17 protein-coding genes are annotated in these 20,066 nt (G+C 38.3%); 10 read left to right on the forward strand and 7 right to left on the reverse strand.

What is annotated here, in order from left to right:
* Positions 1-260 precede the first annotated feature (260 nt).
* The 3 genes from MKL51_RS00060 to MKL51_RS00070 are packed head-to-tail and all read right to left on the reverse strand — an operon-like array spanning position 261 to position 2,224.
* Positions 261-869 (reverse strand): OB-fold-containig protein, encoded by a 609-nt coding sequence (locus MKL51_RS00060; RefSeq protein ID WP_017480984.1) that lies wholly within the window; start codon positions 867-869, stop codon positions 261-263.
* Between the two features lie 25 nt (positions 870-894).
* Entirely contained in the window at positions 895-1,203 is a 309-nt protein-coding gene (locus MKL51_RS00065) for a Rieske (2Fe-2S) protein (protein ID WP_002121079.1), read from the reverse strand.
* Between the two features lie 16 nt (positions 1,204-1,219).
* The gene (locus MKL51_RS00070) at positions 1,220-2,224 is read right to left on the reverse strand and encodes an adenosine kinase (RefSeq protein WP_032006449.1); all 1,005 of its coding nucleotides are present in this window, start codon (positions 2,222-2,224) and stop codon (positions 1,220-1,222) included.
* Positions 2,225-2,606: 382 nt separating this feature from the next.
* On the opposite strand from MKL51_RS00070, the gene MKL51_RS00075 reads away from it, so the two are divergent.
* Together MKL51_RS00075 and MKL51_RS00080 are read left to right on the forward strand one after the other, a co-directional pair.
* The gene (locus MKL51_RS00075; RefSeq protein WP_032006447.1) at positions 2,607-5,546 is read left to right on the forward strand and encodes an insulinase family protein; all 2,940 of its coding nucleotides are present in this window, start codon (positions 2,607-2,609) and stop codon (positions 5,544-5,546) included.
* Between the two features lie 21 nt (positions 5,547-5,567).
* Positions 5,568-6,719, forward strand: coding sequence for a phospholipase A (locus tag MKL51_RS00080; protein ID WP_032006446.1), 1,152 nt, complete (start codon positions 5,568-5,570; stop codon positions 6,717-6,719).
* Between the two features lie 38 nt (positions 6,720-6,757).
* Here the strand turns inward: MKL51_RS00080 and MKL51_RS00085 are convergent, their stop codons facing one another.
* The 3 genes from MKL51_RS00085 to ilvA form a co-directional block, all read right to left on the reverse strand.
* A complete protein-coding gene (locus MKL51_RS00085) occupies positions 6,758-8,095 on the reverse strand; it encodes a TrkH family potassium uptake protein (protein ID WP_032006445.1) in 1,338 nt (445 codons plus the stop codon).
* A gap of 18 nt (positions 8,096-8,113) precedes the next feature.
* On the reverse strand, positions 8,114-8,764 hold the full coding sequence (locus tag MKL51_RS00090; protein ID WP_005069007.1) for a potassium channel family protein: 651 nt from the start codon (positions 8,762-8,764) through the stop codon (positions 8,114-8,116).
* Positions 8,765-8,910: 146 nt separating this feature from the next.
* Positions 8,911-10,458: a threonine ammonia-lyase, biosynthetic gene (ilvA, locus tag MKL51_RS00095; protein ID WP_014206951.1), complete on the reverse strand. Its 1,548-nt coding sequence runs from the start codon at positions 10,456-10,458 to the stop codon at positions 8,911-8,913.
* A 101-nt stretch (positions 10,459-10,559) separates the two neighbouring features.
* Here ilvA and rpiA point away from each other — a divergent pair, with 101 nt between their 5' ends.
* Positions 10,560-11,231, forward strand: a complete 672-nt coding sequence (gene rpiA, locus MKL51_RS00100) for a ribose-5-phosphate isomerase RpiA (protein WP_002046900.1) — start codon at positions 10,560-10,562, stop codon at positions 11,229-11,231.
* Complete coding sequence (locus MKL51_RS00105; protein ID WP_270904151.1) at positions 11,231-11,911, forward strand: YgjP family zinc-dependent metalloprotease; 681 nt, start codon at positions 11,231-11,233, stop codon at positions 11,909-11,911. Before rpiA ends, MKL51_RS00105 begins: the two co-directional genes overlap by 1 nt.
* Here MKL51_RS00105 and MKL51_RS00110 read toward each other — a convergent pair.
* The gene (locus MKL51_RS00110) at positions 11,908-13,428 is read right to left on the reverse strand and encodes a hypothetical protein (RefSeq protein ID WP_032006442.1); all 1,521 of its coding nucleotides are present in this window, start codon (positions 13,426-13,428) and stop codon (positions 11,908-11,910) included. The genes MKL51_RS00105 and MKL51_RS00110 overlap by 4 nt on opposite strands.
* A 184-nt stretch (positions 13,429-13,612) precedes the next feature.
* Here MKL51_RS00110 and argC point away from each other — a divergent pair, with 184 nt between their 5' ends.
* From argC to MKL51_RS00140, 6 genes are all read left to right on the forward strand, one after another.
* Positions 13,613-14,668: an N-acetyl-gamma-glutamyl-phosphate reductase gene (argC, locus tag MKL51_RS00115; RefSeq protein WP_080973481.1), complete on the forward strand. Its 1,056-nt coding sequence runs from the start codon at positions 13,613-13,615 to the stop codon at positions 14,666-14,668.
* A 75-nt stretch (positions 14,669-14,743) separates the two neighbouring features.
* Complete coding sequence (locus tag MKL51_RS00120; protein WP_014206946.1) at positions 14,744-15,502, forward strand: DUF6776 family protein; 759 nt, start codon at positions 14,744-14,746, stop codon at positions 15,500-15,502.
* Between the two features lie 9 nt (positions 15,503-15,511).
* Positions 15,512-15,925, forward strand: a complete 414-nt coding sequence (gene clpS / locus MKL51_RS00125; RefSeq protein ID WP_002121129.1) for an ATP-dependent Clp protease adapter ClpS — start codon at positions 15,512-15,514, stop codon at positions 15,923-15,925.
* Between the two features lie 9 nt (positions 15,926-15,934).
* The gene (gene clpA / locus MKL51_RS00130; RefSeq protein ID WP_032006440.1) at positions 15,935-18,211 is read left to right on the forward strand and encodes an ATP-dependent Clp protease ATP-binding subunit ClpA; all 2,277 of its coding nucleotides are present in this window, start codon (positions 15,935-15,937) and stop codon (positions 18,209-18,211) included.
* A 3-nt stretch (positions 18,212-18,214) separates the two neighbouring features.
* Positions 18,215-18,577, forward strand: coding sequence for a YnfA family protein (locus MKL51_RS00135; RefSeq protein WP_032006439.1), 363 nt, complete (start codon positions 18,215-18,217; stop codon positions 18,575-18,577).
* 425 nt (positions 18,578-19,002) lie between these two features.
* Entirely contained in the window at positions 19,003-20,058 is a 1,056-nt protein-coding gene (locus tag MKL51_RS00140; RefSeq protein ID WP_005069028.1) for a 3-deoxy-7-phosphoheptulonate synthase, read from the forward strand.
* Positions 20,059-20,066: the final 8 nt, after the last annotated feature.

Consider the following 20,066-nt stretch of genomic DNA (forward strand, 5'->3'; position numbering starts at 1 on the left):
GCGTTAGATTGGCTTACACCATTAGAGAAATTTGCTCAGCTTGTTGATTATCATAAGACTTTTCAAACTGTCGCACCTCATGTTTGAATTCGCCTTGTTTTAATTTAATACCGACTAAAATAGTTGTATATTATATTTATAAGTTATATTTCAAACTAAAATGGTTGGAATAATAAATAATTAATTAAAAAGAAAATAATAAAATATAGGCGTAATAAAGCCTGCTAAAAGCAGTAAGTAAATAGAATAGTAGTAAGAGTTTAATCGGGGGCGAAAAGATCGTTTGATATAGAAATTTTCTTGGCTACATAATGGCTTTTATGCACTCTCACAAGGATAACTTGAGAGTATAATTCGAGTTCGCCGTATTCTGGTTCGACTTGAACGTAATGTAGCTGGCCGAATTCATCACGCACACGCGCTTGGGCAGAAAACCCAGGTCTAGCATTACCACTGGAAACTGTCGCTAAACGTCCTAAAAGATTATAGTTTGTATGAGTAAGCTTTGGTTTAATTACTTGGTCAAGGCAGTGAATCATGAATACAGTAAAAAAGATTGCGATGACAAGGGCTGGGACGATTAAATAAAATGGTGAAATAAAATAATGCTGGATTGCAAAGAAAGAGAGCTGTAAAAAATAGCCTGCAAAACTAAAATTGATAAGTAAAAAAACGAAAATTAAAGCTTTAGAAAATTTAACGTTAAGTAGTGGCGAGTTAGAAAGCCAAACAGGCGCAATTTTTTTGAGTAATTGACTTGGACGAAGTCCAATATACATACCAATGGTTTCTACCACGCTGAGTAATATCAAAGCCACTACACTTAAGTGAAATGGCATAAGATAATAATTGAAAAAGAAATCAGCCATGGCAGAAACTCTAATGTTTATCGCTTCAGTCTACGATATAGATACCGCCATCTGAATGTACTTTAATCTCAACTTTATTTAAAAAATCACCTAAACATGGTCCTGAGATACATTCGCCTGTTTCCACAGTAAATAAAGCACCATGGGTAGAACATTGAATATATTCTTGGTCTTGATCAAGAAATTGATTTTCTAAATATTCAAGCTCTGTTTGCAAGTGAGGGCATAAGTTTTGATAAGCATAGAATGCGCCATCACGTTGCGTAATGAAAATAGTAGTTCCTTGTAAAGTGTCAAAAGCTCTAGCTTCACGCTCAGGAACTTCTTCCGTCATACAGATCCTTTCCATTTCAAGCACATTCCTTCTGAAAATTTTCAAGAAGTTTAGCATAATCATTAATCGCTAAACGTGGGCCAAATTGAGAAACAACTTCACTAGAAATTAAGACAGCTAACTGTGCAGCAGCATTCAAATCTTGATGATGATTTAGGGCATATAGGAATGCACCTGCAAATGCATCGCCAGCACCATTGGTATCAACGGCTTCTACATGACGGCCTGCCACATGGAAATGTTGAGTAGAGTTAGAAACTAAAGCACCTTTAGCACTTTGTGTAATGACTACTGTATGATTTTTAAAACGTAATTGAGCAAGAGCATCTTCAACAGTTGTTGTATTTGTATACATTAAGGCTTCTTGTTCATTACAAAATAGTAAATCTACGCCATCATCCATGAGCTCTTCTAAGCCTTCGCGAGCGTATTGCACCATGGCAGGATCTGAAAGAGATAAAGCAATCTTAACGCCATTTGCTTTTGCAATTTCTCTGGCTTGTTTTACAGCTTTGCGCGCTGTTTCACTTGTAGAAAGATAACCTTCAATATAAAGCCATTTTGCTGTTTTTAATGGTTCAAAGTCGATTTGATGTTGAGAAAGTTCAGCAGTGATGCCCAAATAGGTATGCATTGTACGTTCAGAGTCAGGGCTAATGAGTACCATGCAGGTACCTGTCACGCCTTCACTGATTGATTTTGGAGTGGTTTGGATGCCAGCTTCATTTAAACCTTGTAAATAAATTGAACCCAAATCATCGTTACCAACGCGGCAACCATAAAAAGCACTTCCACCTAATGCACTAAAGGCTACAGTAGTATTCGCAGCAGAACCACCACTTGCTTGACCTTTATAATCTTGATGCTGTTTTAACTCTGCATAAAGAGCAGATTGAGTGTCGCCATCGGACAACTGCATGGTGCCTTTTTGCAAACCTTGTTGACTAAGAAAATCATCAGACACTTTAAATTCTTGGTCGATTAATGCATTACCAATTGCAAAAAGATCTACAGTTGCCATATGTGTTGTCACAAAATAAAAAAATCAGGTTGCTAAGTTTACACCATTGCTTGGATTTGCTGTAGTTTGTTGAATAAAATTCAGTTAAATCAAAAATTAGTGGAAAAATATTATTGTGTGAAAATTCTTTAGACTCACAAATAGCTCGTTAAGATAAAATTGATAAGCTTTTTTATTCAATGTCTATCATATACATAGAATTAAAAGCTTTTGTTCTGTTAGGATAAAACATTCATGGCTATGTGTTTGATATCAAAGCTGTGCCAATGAAAACTAATACTCAACAAAAACATAGTATTTTACTTGGCTTTTGTTCGCCAATCTCAAGCTGACTCAGGCTATAATGAGACTTATTCACTTATCCGATATGTTAGGAGATCACATGACTGTAGATGTCACTGAAACCATTTCTCAAACTGTTCACCCTGCGTTTCAGTTGCTACGTCAGCACCATGTAGAAGCATTAGATATTTTAGTGTCTGAATATAAGCATAAAGTCACAGGTGCGGTGCATTATCACTTGGCAACTGATTATGATGAAAATGTATTTCTTGTTGCTTTTAGAACACAGCCTATGGACTCTAAAGGCACGGCACATATTTTAGAACATACGGCTTTGTGTGGATCTGAAAAGTTTCCGGTACGTGATCCATTCTTTTTAATGATTCGTCGTTCTTTAAATACTTTTATGAACGCATTTACCGCAGCAGATTGGACAGCATATCCATTCGCTACTCAAAACAAAAAAGATTTTCAAAACTTACTTTCTGTTTATCTTGATGCGGCATTTGCTGCCAATTTGAATCCACTTGATTTTGCTCAAGAAGGTATTCGTATTGAACTGGAAAATGGTCAACCTGTTTATAAAGGTGTTGTTTTTAATGAAATGAAAGGTGCGATGAGTGCGCCGTCTGACCAACTTTATCATCAGTTGGCCCATCATTTATTTCCTGAAACGACTTACCATTACAACTCAGGCGGTGACCCGAAAGATATTCCTGATTTAACGTATGAGCAGTTAGTCGATTTTTATAAAGTACATTACCATCCAAGTAATGCTGTATTCATGACCTTTGGTAATCAAACAGCATATGAACTACAAGAGCAGTTTGAAAAACTAGCCCTGCATAAGTTTTCGGCAGGAACAACTTTATATTCTAAGCCTGAAAAACGTTTAGCTGCACCAATTGAAGTAACAGAGAACTACGGTGTTGATAGTGATGATTTAAAAGATAAAACTTATCATGTTCTATCTTGGTTATTACCAGAGGCAAATGACATTAAATTGCGTTTAGGAATGCGTTTAGTTGAAGGAATTTTATTAGAAAATTCAGCTTCACCACTACGTCATTACTTAGAAACTTGTGGTTATGCTCAATCTACAGGTCCATTAATGGGCGTAGACGATAGTAATTTTGAAATGACTTTCTACTGTGGTGTTCAAGGTTCAAACCCAGAACATGCACAAAGCTTTAGAGAGGGTGTTTTAAATATTCTGCGTGAGGTTGCTGCTAAACCAATTGATAGTAATTTAGTCGATGCAATCTTGCATCAGATTGAGTTGCATCAGCGTGAAATTAATGGTGACGGCACACCTTATGGCTTAAGTCTAATTTTAAATGGTTTAAGTGGTGCGATTCACCATAATGATCCAATCCAAATTTGGGATGTTGACAGCGCAATTGCACAAGTTAAAGAAGAGTTGAAAGACCCAATGTGGTTATCAAATCTGATTCAAACATATTTGCTCGACAACCCTCATCGCGTACAAATGACTTTAGTTCCAGACCCGACCAAGTCTGTAAAAGAGCAGGAAGCGGAAAAAGCTCGTTTAGCGGCTATTGGTGAAAAGCTAACAGATGCTGATAAGGCTGAAATCATTGCTAAGACTAAGGCTTTAGAGGAACGTCAGGACACTCCTGATAATCTTGAGTTATTGCCAAAAGTAGGTTTGGAAGATGTACCTGCTGACTTGCATATTGTGCAAGGTCAGTTACGTGAAATTATTTGTAATCGTATGGATACGCCGTTGAACTTGTACCATGCTGGTACTAACGGTATTTACTATCAACAAGTACTCATTCAGATTCCTGAAGATATTGTGAAGTCGCCTTATTTCAATTTGCTTTCTATTTTGATGGGTGAAGTAGGTGCAGGCGAATATGGCTATCTTGAACTACAAAACTTACAAACCGCTGTAAGTGGTGGTTTAGGAATGGGTGCCTCTTTACGTAGCAAAGTTGATGATAAAGATAAAATTAGTGCTTGGTTAACTTTAACGACTAAATCGTTGACTCAGAAATTTGATGCAATTCATTTATTAAAATTAGCATTTGAACAGCTTCGATTTGATGAGAAAGAACGAATTATCGAGTTACTGCAACAACGTAAAACACGTTGGCAATCTCGTTTATCTGGTTCAGGTCATAGCTATGCGATGCAGATTGCTTCTCGTAACATGAGTGCCTTGGCTCAACGTGACTATCAAAACACGGGTTTAGGTGCATTGAACTGGTTGGGTGAGCTTGTTACTAAAATTACCCAAGATGATGCTGCTTACGATGAGCTGATTGCAGAATTAAAACGTATTCATAGTAAGTTGTTGCAAGCACCTAAACAGTTCTTACTAGTGTGCGAAGAACATCAATCTGAACGTTTGGTTGAAGAAATCCAGAATGTTTGGGATAAGTTGAATGTTGATACAGCTACAACTGAGTTAACTCAAGTAGAACAAGCTAATGATAATAATCATGAAGCATGGTTAATTCAGGCAAACGTTCAATTCTGTGCGTCTGCATATCAAGCCGTAGAAGTATCACATCCAGATGCGGCTCCATTAATGGTATTGGCAGCTTATTTACGTAACGGATTCTTGCACAGTGCTATCCGTGAAAAAGGTGGTGCTTATGGCGGCGGTGCTAGTTATGATGGAAATGCGTGTTCATTCCGTTTCTTTAGCTACCGTGACCCACGTTTAGCAGAGACGTTTAAAGACTTTGAAGCAAGTGTGCAATGGTTATTAAATACAGAGCAACAACCTCATCAGCTTGAAGAAGCAATTCTTGGTTTAGTGGCAAGTATGGATAAACCAGGCTCTCCAGCAGGTGAAGCGATTACAGCATGTTATGCATTGTTGCATGCGAGAACACCAGCTTTCCGCCGTACTTTGCGTGAAAGATTGTTGCATGTAACATTGGATGATTTAAAACGTGTTGCTCGTCAATATTTAGTAGAGCAAACTCCTGTAAAAGCTGTAGTTGCGCCATTTGCTAAACGTGATGAATTGCAGCGATTAGGTTTTACCATTCAACAAGTTAATTAAAATAAAAATTGGAGATTGAACATGGCGTTCAAACAATTTGAACGCACATCTTTACAGCTAAGCATGGGAATCGTGCTTAGCTGTTTATGTGCGTCTGTAACATATGCTGATACCTTAGCTCCAGCAAACCCTGCCACAGTTGATGCATGTGTTGCTCTTGCTTCGAATGCCGATCGTCTAGCTTGTTACGACTCTGTATTTAAGCCAGCAGCTTTACCTGTTGTACAAGCCGCGGTAGTACCTGAGCCTGTTAAAAAAATCGATCAGCCCGCTGTTCAACCAGAAACATTTAAAGAGAAGGTGGTAGATACAGTTAGTAATATTAAAGTGATTGGTAAAGCACCTACACTTGAACCTACTACTTCTTTGCTAGATCAACGTTGGGAATTATCTGAAAAAAGTAAGCTAGGTGTTTGGAATATTCGTGCTTATCAACCAGTCTATTTACTACCTGTATTTTGGACCAGTGACAAGAATGAATTCCCGAGTAGTCCAAATCCAAATAACACTGTAACGGATGCTCAGAATCTGAAATCAACAGAAAGTAAGTTTCAGATTTCTTTGAAAACCAAAGCTTGGGAAAATATTTTTGGAAATAATGGTGATTTGTGGGTAGGGTATACGCAATCTTCACGCTGGCAGACGTTCAATGCTGAAGAATCTCGCCCATTCCGTGAAACGAACTATGAGCCAGAAGCAAGTTTAATGTTTAGAACGAACTACGAGTTGCTTGGTTTAGATGGGCGTTTGCTTGGAGTTACCTTAAACCATCAGTCAAATGGTCGTTCAGATCCATTATCTCGTAGCTGGAACCGTGTAATTTTTAATGTTGGATTGGAGCGTGGTAATTTTGCTTTAATGCTTCGTCCATGGATTCGTCTTGAAGAAGATAGTAAAGATGATAATAATCCGGATATGGAAGATTACATTGGTCGTGGTGATTTAACAGCGTTTTATAAGTGGAAGCAGAATGACTTCTCTTTAATGCTGCGTCATTCATTGAAAGGTGGTGATGACTCTCATGGTGCTGTGCAATTTGATTGGGCTTTTCCAATCAGTGGCAAGTTACGCGGACATCTCCAGTTGTTTAACGGTTATGGTGAAAGCCTAATTGATTATAACCATCGAGCAACTTATGCTGGTTTGGGTGTATCGCTCTTGAATTGGTACTAAGACGCTATAAAAAAGCCGCTTTTAAAGCGGCTTTTTTATTATCCAATTTGAATGTTGGCTTGAGGGTGTTTGAGTCGGCTCTTTTTAGGAGTAGCAATTAAATAGGCGAGTGTTAATGGTCCCAGTCGTCCAGCAAACATGAGTAGGCTTAAAATGAATAAACTACCATTATGTAAATCTGGTGTGATTCCACGAGAGAGGCCCACTGTACATGCGGCTGAAACAACCTCAAAAAGCAAATTCATAAAATCTGCTTTAGGCTCTAAAAGCAAAAGAATAAAGAAGCCCATGAAGATGAGGATGCTCGTAATAGCAGTTACCGCTAATGCTTTATAGGTCGTTTCATGAGATACAGAGTGGTTAAATATTCTAATTTCATCTGTACGGCGTAAAAATGAAATTACACTAAGTACTAAAATGACAAAGGTTCCAACTTTGATTCCACCCGCTGTACTCAGTGAACCACCACCAATAAACATCAATAACATCATTAGTAGTGAGCTACTGTTGGTCATTGCACCCGTATCAATGGTATTAAAACCTGAGGAACGAGGGACTGTTGCCTGAAACCAAGCGTTTAATGCTTGTTCACCTGAGTTTAACATCCCTAAAGTCGCGGGATTTTGAGCTTCTAAAGCCCATATTAAAATAAAGGCAACTAGGTTAATAATTGCAATGGTTGTCAGAATAAGTTTGCTATTTGGCGTTAGTTTTTTCCATCTTTTGTTTTGCTTAATATCCATGAGTACTAAAAAACCAAGACCACCTAAAGTGTAAAGGATGCTAATGGTTATACAAATAATATAGTTACTTTGGAAATTCATTAAGCTATTGGAAAATAATGAAAAACCAGCATTATTGAATGAGGAAATGCTGTAAAAAGCCGCATAATATAAACCACGAGCAAAGCCATAGGTTGGTGTAAAAGCGGTAGTAAGAATAACTGTACCAATCAGCTCAAAAATAAGAGTATAGGTGACAACGCCTTTAGCAACAAAGGTAACTTTTGATAGGCTTGTTTGCCCGAGACTATCTTGAGCCATCATTTGCTGTTTAAGACCAACTTTTGGTGACAAACTTAATGCGGCCAATATCGCAAAAGTCATAAAACCCAAACCGCCAGACTGGATCAGTAATAAAATAATAGTTTGCCCAAAGAGGGTAAAAGACTCATGAATATTTAAAACGGATAGACCGGTAATGGTAACTGCTGAGGTGGCTGTAAAAAGCGCATCCATCCAACTGACATTGCCTGTATTCGCAAATGGCAATTTAAGCAATAAAGTGCCAAAAGTAATAAAGCCTAAAAACCCTAGCGCTAAAAGTGAAGGAGGGCTTAAATTTAACGTTTTATGAGGCTTGGGATATATGGACATATTCTAGAGTTCGTTTTCTTATAAGAAGCAATTAGAAAGTTTCTTTAACTGTGATAAATGACCTTCTAAAATAAGAATATCATGTGTTTGCAAAGTGAAATTTTCTTCAGTCTCAAACAAAATTTGCTGCTGTCTTTTCACGAGCAATGTTTTGACCTGAGGAGCTTGCTGCATAATGCCATATAAATTGATGCCATTAAGCTTATCTGGGATTTCAATCTTGATAATGTAATGATCATCTTCTAAAGACATATAGCGGCTTACCATAGGGTAATTCAGGGCTTGAGCAACTCTTACCCCCATATCTTCTTCAGGATGAATAATCTTATTGATATTAAGGTGTGACAAAATGGTGTGATGAGCTTTGGTTTTTGCTTTTACCCAAATTTTATCAATGCCTAGATTTTTTAAGTTCAATACACACAAAATACTGGCTTCAATATCTTCACCAATTGCAACTACAACAGCGTCACAATTTTGGATATTCAATTCGTCAAGCACATGTTCGTCAGTAGCATCGGCAATGACGGCATGAGTTAAAACGTCGGCAAGATTTTCGACATTCTTTTTTACTGTATCGATGCCAATAACATCATGATTCAATTTTGTGAGTTCTTGAGCAACTGTTGCTCCAAAACTACCTAAGCCAATGACTGCAAACTGTGCCATGTTGTTCCTTTTTTCCGAGTTAGATCATTATTTTTAAGGATATTTTCTTTAAGATAAAGAGAAGCAATGTAAAGATGCTAGAAATATAAAAAGAATTGTATAAAAAAAGCCGACAACTATGTCGGCTTCCTCATCAGAACTAAAGATTATTTCAAGAAACGTTTATAGCCAACATTATCAGTAATTTCTGCATACGGATAATTAATCTGCTCGAGTGTCTCAATCAATCCATCAGGGTTTTGTTTAGCATCGGTTGCTTGTAAGCCAACTAAAACACGACCTTCTGCTGCACCATGGTTACGGTAATGGAAGAGGGTAATGTTGTGAGTTGGACCTAAACGAGTTAAGAATGTTAAGAGGGCGCCTGGACGTTCAGGGAACTCAACACGGAACAATCTTTCATCATCTAGATTTGCATGACCACCAATTAAATAACGAATATGTAATTTGGCAACTTCATCGTCAGAAAGGTCATCTACAATATAATCTTGCTGTTTTAATTGTTCCAAAATTTCATGGCGCTCTGCATCTCCACCTTTTAAACTAATACCGACGAATACTTGTGCTTCCTCTGTATTGTTTGCTCGGTAGTTAAACTCAGTAATATTGCGGCCTTGTAAAGCACGGCAGAAGCCTAAGAATGCGCCTTTTTCTTCAGATAAGGTAACTGCATAAATCGCTTCGCGTTGCTCACCTAACTCGGTACGCTCAGCAATATAACGGAGGCGGTCAAAATTCATATTGGCGCCGCACACAATCGACACCATATTTTTATTACTGATTTTATGTTCGTGAATATATTTTTTGATACCCGCTAATGCCATTGCTCCAGAAGGTTCAACAATGCTGCGGTTTTCATCAAATGTGTCTTTAATTGCTGCACAGATTTCATCTGTATTCACAGTCACAATATCAGGATCAACAATCGGGCCTGAGTTATCAGATTTGCGCAAACGAATAATATCAAATGGTAAAGCACCAATTTGGGCAACAGCTGTACCATCTGCAAATAAGCCCACGTGTGGCAAAATTACACGTTCATTTGCTTCTAAAGCTGCCTTTAAACAAGCAGACTCTTCATATTCAACGCCAATAACTTTTACATGCGGTGCAACTTCTCCAAGGTAAGCTGCTACGCCTGAAATAAGGCCACCGCCACCTACGGCAACAAACACGTACTCTACATCACGCCATTGACGTAAAATTTCATTGGCAATTGTGCCTTGACCTGCAATGACAAGTTCATCGTCATAAGGTGGAATAAATACAAGACCTTCAACTTCTGCACGTTGTTGAGCATATTTATTTGCGATATCAAAGCTATCGCCATGTAATACCACTTGACCACCTAAGCGTTTAACAGCCTGAACTTTAATGTCAGGTGTTGTGCTTGGCATAACAATAATAGCGGGAATTCCTAATCTTTGTCCTGATAAAGCTACGCCTTGAGCATGGTTACCAGCAGAGGCGCAAATTACTCCGCGTTCAAGTTGTTCTTTTGGTAATTGACTAATACGGTTATAGGCACCGCGTAATTTAAAAGAAAAAACGGGTTGTAAATCTTCACGCTTAAAACGAATTGTATTGTTTAATTTTTGACTAATTCGTGGAGCTGCTTCGAGAGGTGTTTCAATTGCAACATCATAAACCGTTGCTTGTAAAATTTGTCGTACCACACGAGACAGCATGTTCATCTTCCCTATAACAGTTTAAAATAGGAAATTATTGTAGCAAACCCTTGTGCATTTGCGCCGTTTATTGGTGCATAAATGTCAAAAAATAGTTGAGTGATGTAATGAGCCTATATGCAACGCAAGATGAAAAGAAACAAGCTGCTGCGAAAGCTGCTTTAAAACACTTACCCAAAGGTGGCATTTTGGGTGTTGGGACTGGAAGTACCGTAAACTTTCTAATTGATTTATTACCTGAATTACAATTAGAAGCGGCTGTGGCAAGTTCTCAAGCAACTGCTGATCGCCTTAAAAAACTTGGTATTGAAGTGGTTGATATGAACCATGTAGGTAGCCTAGATGCTTATGTTGATGGTGCAGATGAGATCGACCGTCATATGCATATGATTAAAGGTGGCGGTGCTGCATTAACACGTGAGAAAATTGTTGCATCAATCGCTAAGAAATTTGTATGTATTGTTGATGATTCAAAATGGGTTGATCAACTTGGACGTGATTTTCCACTTCCAGTAGAAGTTATTCCAATGGCGCGTTCGGCTGTAGCTCGTAAATTGGTAAGTTTAGGTGGTGACCCAGTTTATCGTGAGGGTGTAGTTACAGATAACGGTAATGTTATTTTGGATGTTTTCAATCTTAATATTTTAAATGCTATTGAGCTGGAAAAAACAATTAACAATATTCCTGGTGTGGTAACTAACGGTATCTTCGCCTTAAATCCTGCAACGATTGCAATTGTTGCAACGAATAATGGTATTGAAGAGCGTACAGCACAGTAATGTCTGCAAAAATGCCAGAGATTAAAATCGTTCGACACGTAAGAGCAAGAAAATTGCGCTTACGTGTTGAGCCTGTTTCAATCCGTCTTACGGTTCCTTTATTTTGTAGTAAAAAACAAATTCAGCATTTTTTAGCACAATCTGAACAATGGTTAACCGAGACATGGAATAAGCAACAAAACGTCCAATCGGCATCTATTGAAATTCCTTCGGAAATTTATTTCTTTAATAAAGAACAGCCATTTCAAGTCGTTGTTCAAAAGCAGCATCGTGTTTTTCAATTCGACTTGGAAAACAATTCTTTATTTATTAAAGACACACAGCCATATTTGGCATTGCAAAACGCAGTTATTGCTTATGCGAAACAAGAATTACCAGAGCTTTTGAAAGAATTAAGTGAGCATACTCATTTGGCTTATAGGGAATGCACAATTCGCCGCCCTAAAACTCGGTGGGGAAGTTGTAGTAGCCAGCATAATATTATGCTACATGCAGGGCTGGTGCTTATGTCACATGAAATTGCTCGCTATGTGGCTATTCATGAGTTGGCGCATACTAAACATTTTGACCATAGTCCTGCATTTTGGGCAGAAGTTGAAAAATACGATCCATATTTTCAAAAACACCGCAGACAACTTAAATCAAATCCATTGCCTGCATGGTGGTATGTCTCAAACTAACTAAAACTACATTCTAGTTGTGGTGTTTGTAAGCTATCGGGTGCTTTCCGGCTATCTAAACCTGCTTTAGCACTAATAATCTTATTTGCTTTAATAGATAATTGGATAAAGTTGTATTGTTGCGTCGAGTTATTTGGTTCGGCTGAACTTGAATTGAGTAAATAACTTGAGCTGGCAGCATCTGTTTGCAATAAATTATCGGTACTATCAGCACTTAAAGCAGCACGATAAATTTGTGAACCTTTACTTAAGTCGATTTGACCGTTCGCGCGAAAATTAAGCTGACATCCAGTTGAGGTGTCTTCATAGTGACCCACTAAATAGTCTGTAGCTGGTAGGTTTGGATCTGATAGGTTGATGCTGGTTAAGCCTTGTTTGCATGGGTAGGTTGATCCATTACACGTCGCTGTGGTGGTAAACCCAACAGCTCTACGGTAATCTCCAGCACCGTCAATGCGAATGAATGTTGTTGAATTTACAGTAGGAACAATTCCTGTATATTGTTTTTTTTGTAGAAGTTCATAACCCGTCTGATCTAAAGACTGTTGTGAATTAGCCTGAGCCAATTGCAAAGTAGATGCTTTTAGGTTGGTTCCAAAGTAATCGCGAGTTACTTTTTGATTAGCTGCAATATCTAACAGCGTATTTTTTAGTGGATCAATATTATCTGGAGCAGGTGTGAAAATAGGAGTGAAGGATGTTTGATCCCCATGAAGTTTTTTCCCATCCAAAAAGCCATCTTTTAAATCAGTTACTAAACTTTTAACAAGTTCTTGGTAGGTGTTTGCTCCGCCATGAATCGTTGACCAATATTGTAAGTAACCAAAGCTAAGATAACTATCTACATATGTACTAGGTTTAGTAGTTGAGTATCGCAACAAAGTTAAATTCAGAAGGGAATTAGCTGGACTTAAACTTGGAATGTCGCCATCTTTAAACGCATTCATTAACGATTTGTAGACATCTTGAGAAGCTAAATCCACATGTAATTGCTCAATACGGGTTGGGTCAACCGTTTCTTGAGGGAGTTGTCCTGAACGTATGACAGCTCGTTGATAAACTGCTTCACTGCTTGGGCTAATGAATTGGATTCTGCCACTTACACTGTTTGGTGTAATAAATGCATGATAAATACCTGACAAGGTTTGGTATTGTGGAGTAATGGGGTCAAACACTTGAGATGAGCTTTGAGTTGTAATTTCTACGCGATATAAACGATTCAATTTTGCAGTAGGAATTTTGACATTAAAGCTATTTAAACTCGCAATTGAAGTATCCACTAAAATAGCATTGTTGGTATTGTCATATACTTTAAGCTGGATATTACGCATTTCTACAGGGGTTTTTAAAGTAACATCAGTTGTTGCTTCAGGTGTAGGGTCAACTGGCGTTGGTGTAGTGGGTGAACTGCCTCCACTACTACCTCCACCTCCGCAACCAGTAAGGGCTACACTTAAAATGAATGTGCTTAAGCCAAGGTACGTGCGTAATTTTGTTTCTTTTGATTGATGAAGCATCCTAGCTCTCCAAAAATTAATCTGGTATTTATTTGCTGATATTTATGTGGTTATGACAGTCCAGTAAGTGCTATCTGATTGTCGCTAAAATTAAAAAAATTAAAATTACCAAGCATGAAATGGTTTTGTAAGCTTGGACATCCTGTCATACTACTGCCCAAGTATAGATTCAAAAATTGAGGTAATGCACGTGATTTCTGTCGGAATTGTTGGTGGAACGGGTTATACAGGCGTTGAACTATTACGTATTCTATTACGACATCCTAAAGCGCAGGTTCGAGTTCTTACTTCACGTACAGAAGCGGGCAAACCAGTTGCAGATATGTTCCCTAATTTACGTGGACATACAGATCTTCAATTTTCAGATTTAAACATTGATGCATTAAAAGAGTGTGATGTTGTATTTTTTGCAACGCCACATGGTGTTGCCATGCAACATGCCAAAGATTTAATTGCAGCTGGAACTAAAGTTATTGATTTAGCAGCAGACTTTCGCTTACAAGATCTTGAACAATTTGAAAAATGGTATGGTATGGAGCATGTTTGCCCAGATGTACTAAAAGATTCTGTATATGGTCTAACTGAGTTAAACCGCGAAAAAATTAAACAAGCTCAAGTTATTGGTAACCCTGGTTGCTATCCGACGACTGTTCAATTAGGTTTAGCGCCACTATTAAAATCAGCACAAGCCCTGATTGAAACCAAAAATATTATTATTGATGCGAAGTCTGGTGTTTCGGGTGCTGGCCGTAAAGCAAGCTTGGGCATGATTTATAGTGAAAACGCTGATAACTTTAAAGCATATGGTGTTGCAGGTCATCGTCACCATCCAGAAATTGTAGAAGCCTTAGAAAATATTGCAGGACAAAAGGGTGGGTTTGATGGACTCTTATTTGTTCCGCATCTAGTACCTATGATTCGCGGTATGCTGAGTACAATTTATGTAGATTTGACAGAAGCTGGTAAGCAGACAGACTTACAAGCTTTGTATGAAAACTTCTATGCTAATGAAAAATTCGTAGATGTTATGCCTGCAAATAGTTCACCTGAAACACGTAGTGTACGCGGTGCGAATGAACTTCGTATTGCATTATATAAACCACAACCAAATAAACTGATTATTTTGGCGGCTCAAGATAACCTTGTAAAAGGTGCATCTGGTCAGGCTGTACAAAATATGAACCTTATGTTTGGCTTTAATGAAGAAGAAGGCTTACAAGGGATTGGTTTATTACCATAAAAAACTCTTTTTTGCTTCACACACATTTAAATTTCGATTTAAATGTGTGTCTTGACTCTGATCTTGAACACTGAGATGACGATGCAAAACTCTGGACAGACGACTTCAGCAGAAAGTTCGTTGCAAAAGAAAAAATTTTTAAACACCAATAAGCCTTTGTTTATTGGTGCTGCTATTTTAATGAGTGGTTGTTTTGCGCTCGGCTATACAATTGGGCACCGTCAAGGTTTAACTGTTGTTGGTTACGATGCAGATGCGGAGCAATTGGTTGAAGTGGTGCAAAAGCAAAAAACAGCTTTAGATGCTGTTAACAAAAGCCTTAATGCAGCGGTGCAAGAGCGTGATGTGGCTGTGACCAATGCAAATGATCTGTTTGAGGCACTTAATCAAGCGAATGCCGATAAGACTCAGCAAGAAGGTATGAGTAATATCTATCGTGAGATTTTGAGACAGCGCGGTGGTTTGAGCTTAACAATCCAAAATCTGGCAATTAAGCCGTTGCCTGAAAATGCTTATGAATATCAACTAGATTTAGTTCAAGTAAGTCCAAGTAAGCGTCGTGCTTTAGGATCGGTTGAAATCAGATTGATCAAAGATACTGAAGTTTTAGTCGTACCGCTTGAAGCGAAGAACTTCAACTTTACTGACTTTGAACGTTTAACAGGTCGCTGGACAATGCCTAAAGGTTTCACGCCTCAATTTATTGAAGTGCGTTTAACTGGTGGTTCTGATACACCGATTATTAAACGTTTTAGTTGGCAGCGTGGTAAACCTGTCGAAACATCTTCTGCTTTCGTGGCAGAAATTCCTCAAGCTGAAGCAAATTCACAATAGTAACATCCTATGCGAACAAATAAGCGTCAAACAAACTTAAAAGATATCAAGGCTTCTTTTCAGCAGTCTGGCTATGTCGATTGGCACTTCCACCCACGCTTAAGTGATTCGCAAAACGAAGATCATGATGGAGAGGTTGTTGTACAAACAGCTCCTCCTGAACTCAAGCGTCCCCCATTATATGCAGTCGTATTAATGAATGACGATTACACTCCAATGGACTTTGTAATTGAAATTTTACAACAATACTTTGCAATGAATCTTGACCAAGCAACTCAAGTAATGCTAACAGTACACTATGAAGGTAAAGGTATTGCCGGAGTCTATCCAAGAGACATCGCGGAAACTAAGGCAAACCTTGTTAATAATTACGCTCGATCGCAAGGTCATCCATTACTTTGCCAGATTGAGCCTAAAGCATAAGGGGGTTACATGCTCAGTCGTCAATTAGAAGTATCATTACGTTTGGCTGTTAGCATGGCTCGTCAAAAGAGACATGAGTTTCTTACAGTTGAACATTTATTATTAGCACTACTCGACAACGATTCAGCCGTGAATGCATTAAAAGCATGCGGGGCTGATATAGTTTCTTTGCGTAAAGAATTAGAAGAATATGTAGAACAACATACTCCTAAGCTTGGCGAAAATAGCGAGCAAGCGCCTCATCCAACAGAAAGTTTCGACCGCATTTTGCAACGTGCTATTTTTCACGTGCAATCAAGTGGCGGCGATCGTACTGTTGAGGGTGCAGATGTTTTGGTCGCAATGTATTCAGAGCGTGATTCTTTTGCTGTGTATTTACTTAAACGTCATCAAATCAATCGCTTGACATTGACTCAATACTTGTCTCATGGGACACGTAAAGACGAAGTACAAGTTGAAGAAGAAGTTGAAGATATTGAAGGTGAAACTAGCGCAAGCAATGCAGGGCCACTTGAGCTTTATACGCTGAATCTAAATGTTGAAGCGCAAAAAGGCAAAACGGACCCACTGATTGGTCGTGAAAAAGAAATTGAGCGTACAGCACAAATTCTGTGCCGCCGTCGCAAAAACAATCCATTGCTTGTAGGTGATCCAGGAGTAGGTAAAACCTCGATTGCCGAGGGTTTGGCATGGTTAATTGTGAATGGTAAAGCACCTAAACCTTTAAGTCAGGCTGAAATTTATAGTCTGGACATTGGTGCATTAGTTGCTGGAACTAAATATCGTGGTGACTTTGAAAAACGTTTAAAACAGTTGCTTAATGCATTGAAGAAAAATACAAATGCAATTTTATTCATTGATGAGATTCATATGATCATTGGTGCAGGCTCAAGTATGGGCAGCACAATGGATGCTTCAAATCTTATTAAGCCAGCTTTAGCTAATGGTACTTTACGTTGTATTGGTTCAACGACTTTCCAAGAATATCGTCAGGTTTTTGAAAAAGACCATGCGTTATCACGTCGTTTCCAAAAAATTGATGTTAATGAGCCAAGTATTTCGGAAACGATTGATATTTTACGTGGATTGAAAACTAAGTTTGAAGATTTTCACCACGTACAATATGACGATAAGGCTTTGGTATCAGCTGTAGAGCTTTCTGCTAAGTTCATTAATGATCGTTTCTTGCCAGATAAGGCAATTGATGTCATTGATGAAGCAGGTGCTCAACGCCGTTTGAAAGCTGAAAGTGATGATAGCTTGATTACTGTAGAGAATATCGAAGATATCGTTTCTAAGATTGCTCGTATTCCACCAAAAACTGTGTCTAAAGATGATAAGTCAGTGCTTGAAAATCTTGAGCGTGATTTGAAACGTGTGGTGTTTGGTCAAGATGAAGCAATTACTGCATTAGGCTCAGCGATCAAGTTATCTCGTGCTGGATTGAAGTCACCAGATAAACCAGTGGGTAGTTTTGTTTTTGCTGGTCCAACAGGTGTAGGTAAAACTGAGGTTACTAAGCAACTCGCTAAATTATTGGGTGTAGAGCTTGTACGTTTCGATATGTCTGAATATATGGAACGTCATGCAGTTTCACGCTTAATTGGTGCACCGCCAGGGTATGTGGGTTATGACCAAGGTGGTTTGCTTACTGATGCGATTCACAAAAATCCGCATTGTGTCTTGTTGCTTGATGAAATTGAAAAAGCACATCCAGATGTGTTTAATCTATTGCTACAAATCATGGATCATGGCGCTTTAACGGATAATAATGGACGTAAGTCAGACTTTAGAAATGTGATTATTGTTCTGACTACGAATATTGGAGCAGAAAGTATTTCTCGCGCGAGCATTGGTTTCACGGAACAAGATCATAGTTCTGATAACCAAGAGGCGATGAAACGTGCTTTCTCACCAGAATTCCGTAACCGTCTAGATGGCGTTATTCAATTCAAAGCATTACCAACTACTGTGATTGAGTCTGTAGTCGACAAATTCTTAACAGAATTGCAAGCACAATTAGATGAAAAACAAGTTGTTCTTGATGTTGATCAAAGTGCACGAGATTGGTTGGCAACAAACGGTTATGATCGTTTGATGGGTGCCCGTCCAATGCAACGTCTCATTCAAGAACACTTGAAGAAACCACTCGCTGAAATGATTCTGTTTGGTGAGCTTGCAGATCATGGTGGTAATGTGGCTGTATCAGTGAAAAAAGAAGATGGCAAAGCTGTCGGCTTGAAACTTGAAGTGTTTGAAGATCATCATACGGCAGAACCTGCGTAAATTATGTTAATTGATAGTCTTGCTATAACCCGAATACTCAGTGTGTTCGGGTTATTTATTATCACAGCAATTGCTGAAATTCTGGGTTGTTATTTTCCTTATCTGATTTTAAAAGAAGGTAAGTCAGCTTGGTTGTGGATACCTACAGCCTTAAGTCTAGCTATCTTTGTATGGTTGTTGACCCTACATCCGGCAGCTTCTGGGCGCATTTATGCTGCCTATGGCGGTATCTATATTTTTACTGCGCTTATGTGGCTACGCTTTGTTGATCAGGTGGGATTAACAAGATGGGATATATTAGGTGGTTTAATTGTGCTTTGTGGAGCTGGTTTAATTATTTTGCAACCTCAAGGGTTGATTCGTTAATGCATCATTGAATCAAATCTTAAGCGAGAAAATAAGAAGTTTTTTTCAAAAAAAAGACTTGTCAAACTCATCAACAATGCGTATTTTAGATTTAAGGAACATTTTTTAATATTTGAGATAAAGATGTTAAATCAATCTGTGAACACTAACGCTTACTATTACTTTTGGCAATTTAGATAGTTGCCTGAGCGTATTCGGGCATGAGAAAGTTGCCCATCACAGTTAATACCTGATCGGCAACCCCGATCAGGTTTTTTTATGCTTTATCTTTTTAGAATCGAGGAACTTAAAATGAACAACATGACTTATTCGTACTTTAGCAACTTTTATTGGTTTTACTTTTGCTTACCTTTACCAACGAATAGATCCAAAACGCTCAAATAAATGATCGGACTGAGTAGATTGCAGTCCCAAGGAAAAAACCAATGAATGCCCTAAATACTTTATTGACTCAAACCAATACAAAAGAAACACCAGTTAGTTTACCTATCCAGTTAAAAGCGAAATACCCGCTTGCACACTCTTTCGCACGTCAAATTGCCGAACACCGCCAAATTATTCAAAATATTCTTAACGGCAACGATCATCGTCTAATGGTAATTACAGGGCCTTGTTCAATTCATGATCCAGTTGCAGTACTTGAATACGCTGAAAAACTGCAAAAATTACAAGAAAAAGTTAAAGATCAGATTTTTATCGTGATGCGTACATACATTGAAAAACCACGTACCACTGTTGGTTGGAAGGGGTTCATGTATGATCCAAATTTAGATGGCTCATCAAATTTACAACTTGGTTTAGAAAAGTCTCGTGAACTCTACCTACAGATTATTGAAAAGGGTTTGCCAATTGCGAGTGAAATTTTAAGTCCAATGGCAACTGGCTATTTTGATGATTTATTGGCTTGGGGCGCAATTGGAGCTCGCACAAGCGAATCTCAGATTCACCGTGAAATCTCAAGTCATATGCCATACAGTATTGGTTTCAAGAATGGTACTGATGGTTCTATTCAGATTGCACTAGATGCGATTCAATCCGCGCAAAATGAACATCAATTTTTAGGAATGAATCAACAAGGCTTGCCTTCAGTGATTCAGAGTGCCGGAAATCCATTACCTCACTTGATCTTGCGTGGTGCGAATCATGGGCCAAATTACGATTTGGCTTCAATTCAGGCGATACGCGAAAAATACAAACAGAATTTACCTGCACTGGTGATTGATTGTAGTCATGGTAACAGCGGTAAGGATCCATTGCGTCAGCCAGAAGTTTTACAGCAAATCGTTGCTGAACGTTTAAAAACACAAGTTCGAGGTGTCATGATTGAAAGTCATTTGGTTGATGGTAACCAAAAGATTTCTTGTGATATGACTTATGGCCAGTCAGTAACTGATGGTTGTTTAGGGTGGGAAAAAACAGAGCAGCTTTTATTAAATGTCTCGAAGCAATTAAAGACAAAAGAATTAGCTCATTCCGCTTAATTATTTTT

It is taken from the genome of Acinetobacter sp. AOR18_HL (genome assembly GCF_027855145.1).
Lineage (GTDB): Bacteria > Pseudomonadota > Gammaproteobacteria > Pseudomonadales > Moraxellaceae > Acinetobacter > Acinetobacter pittii.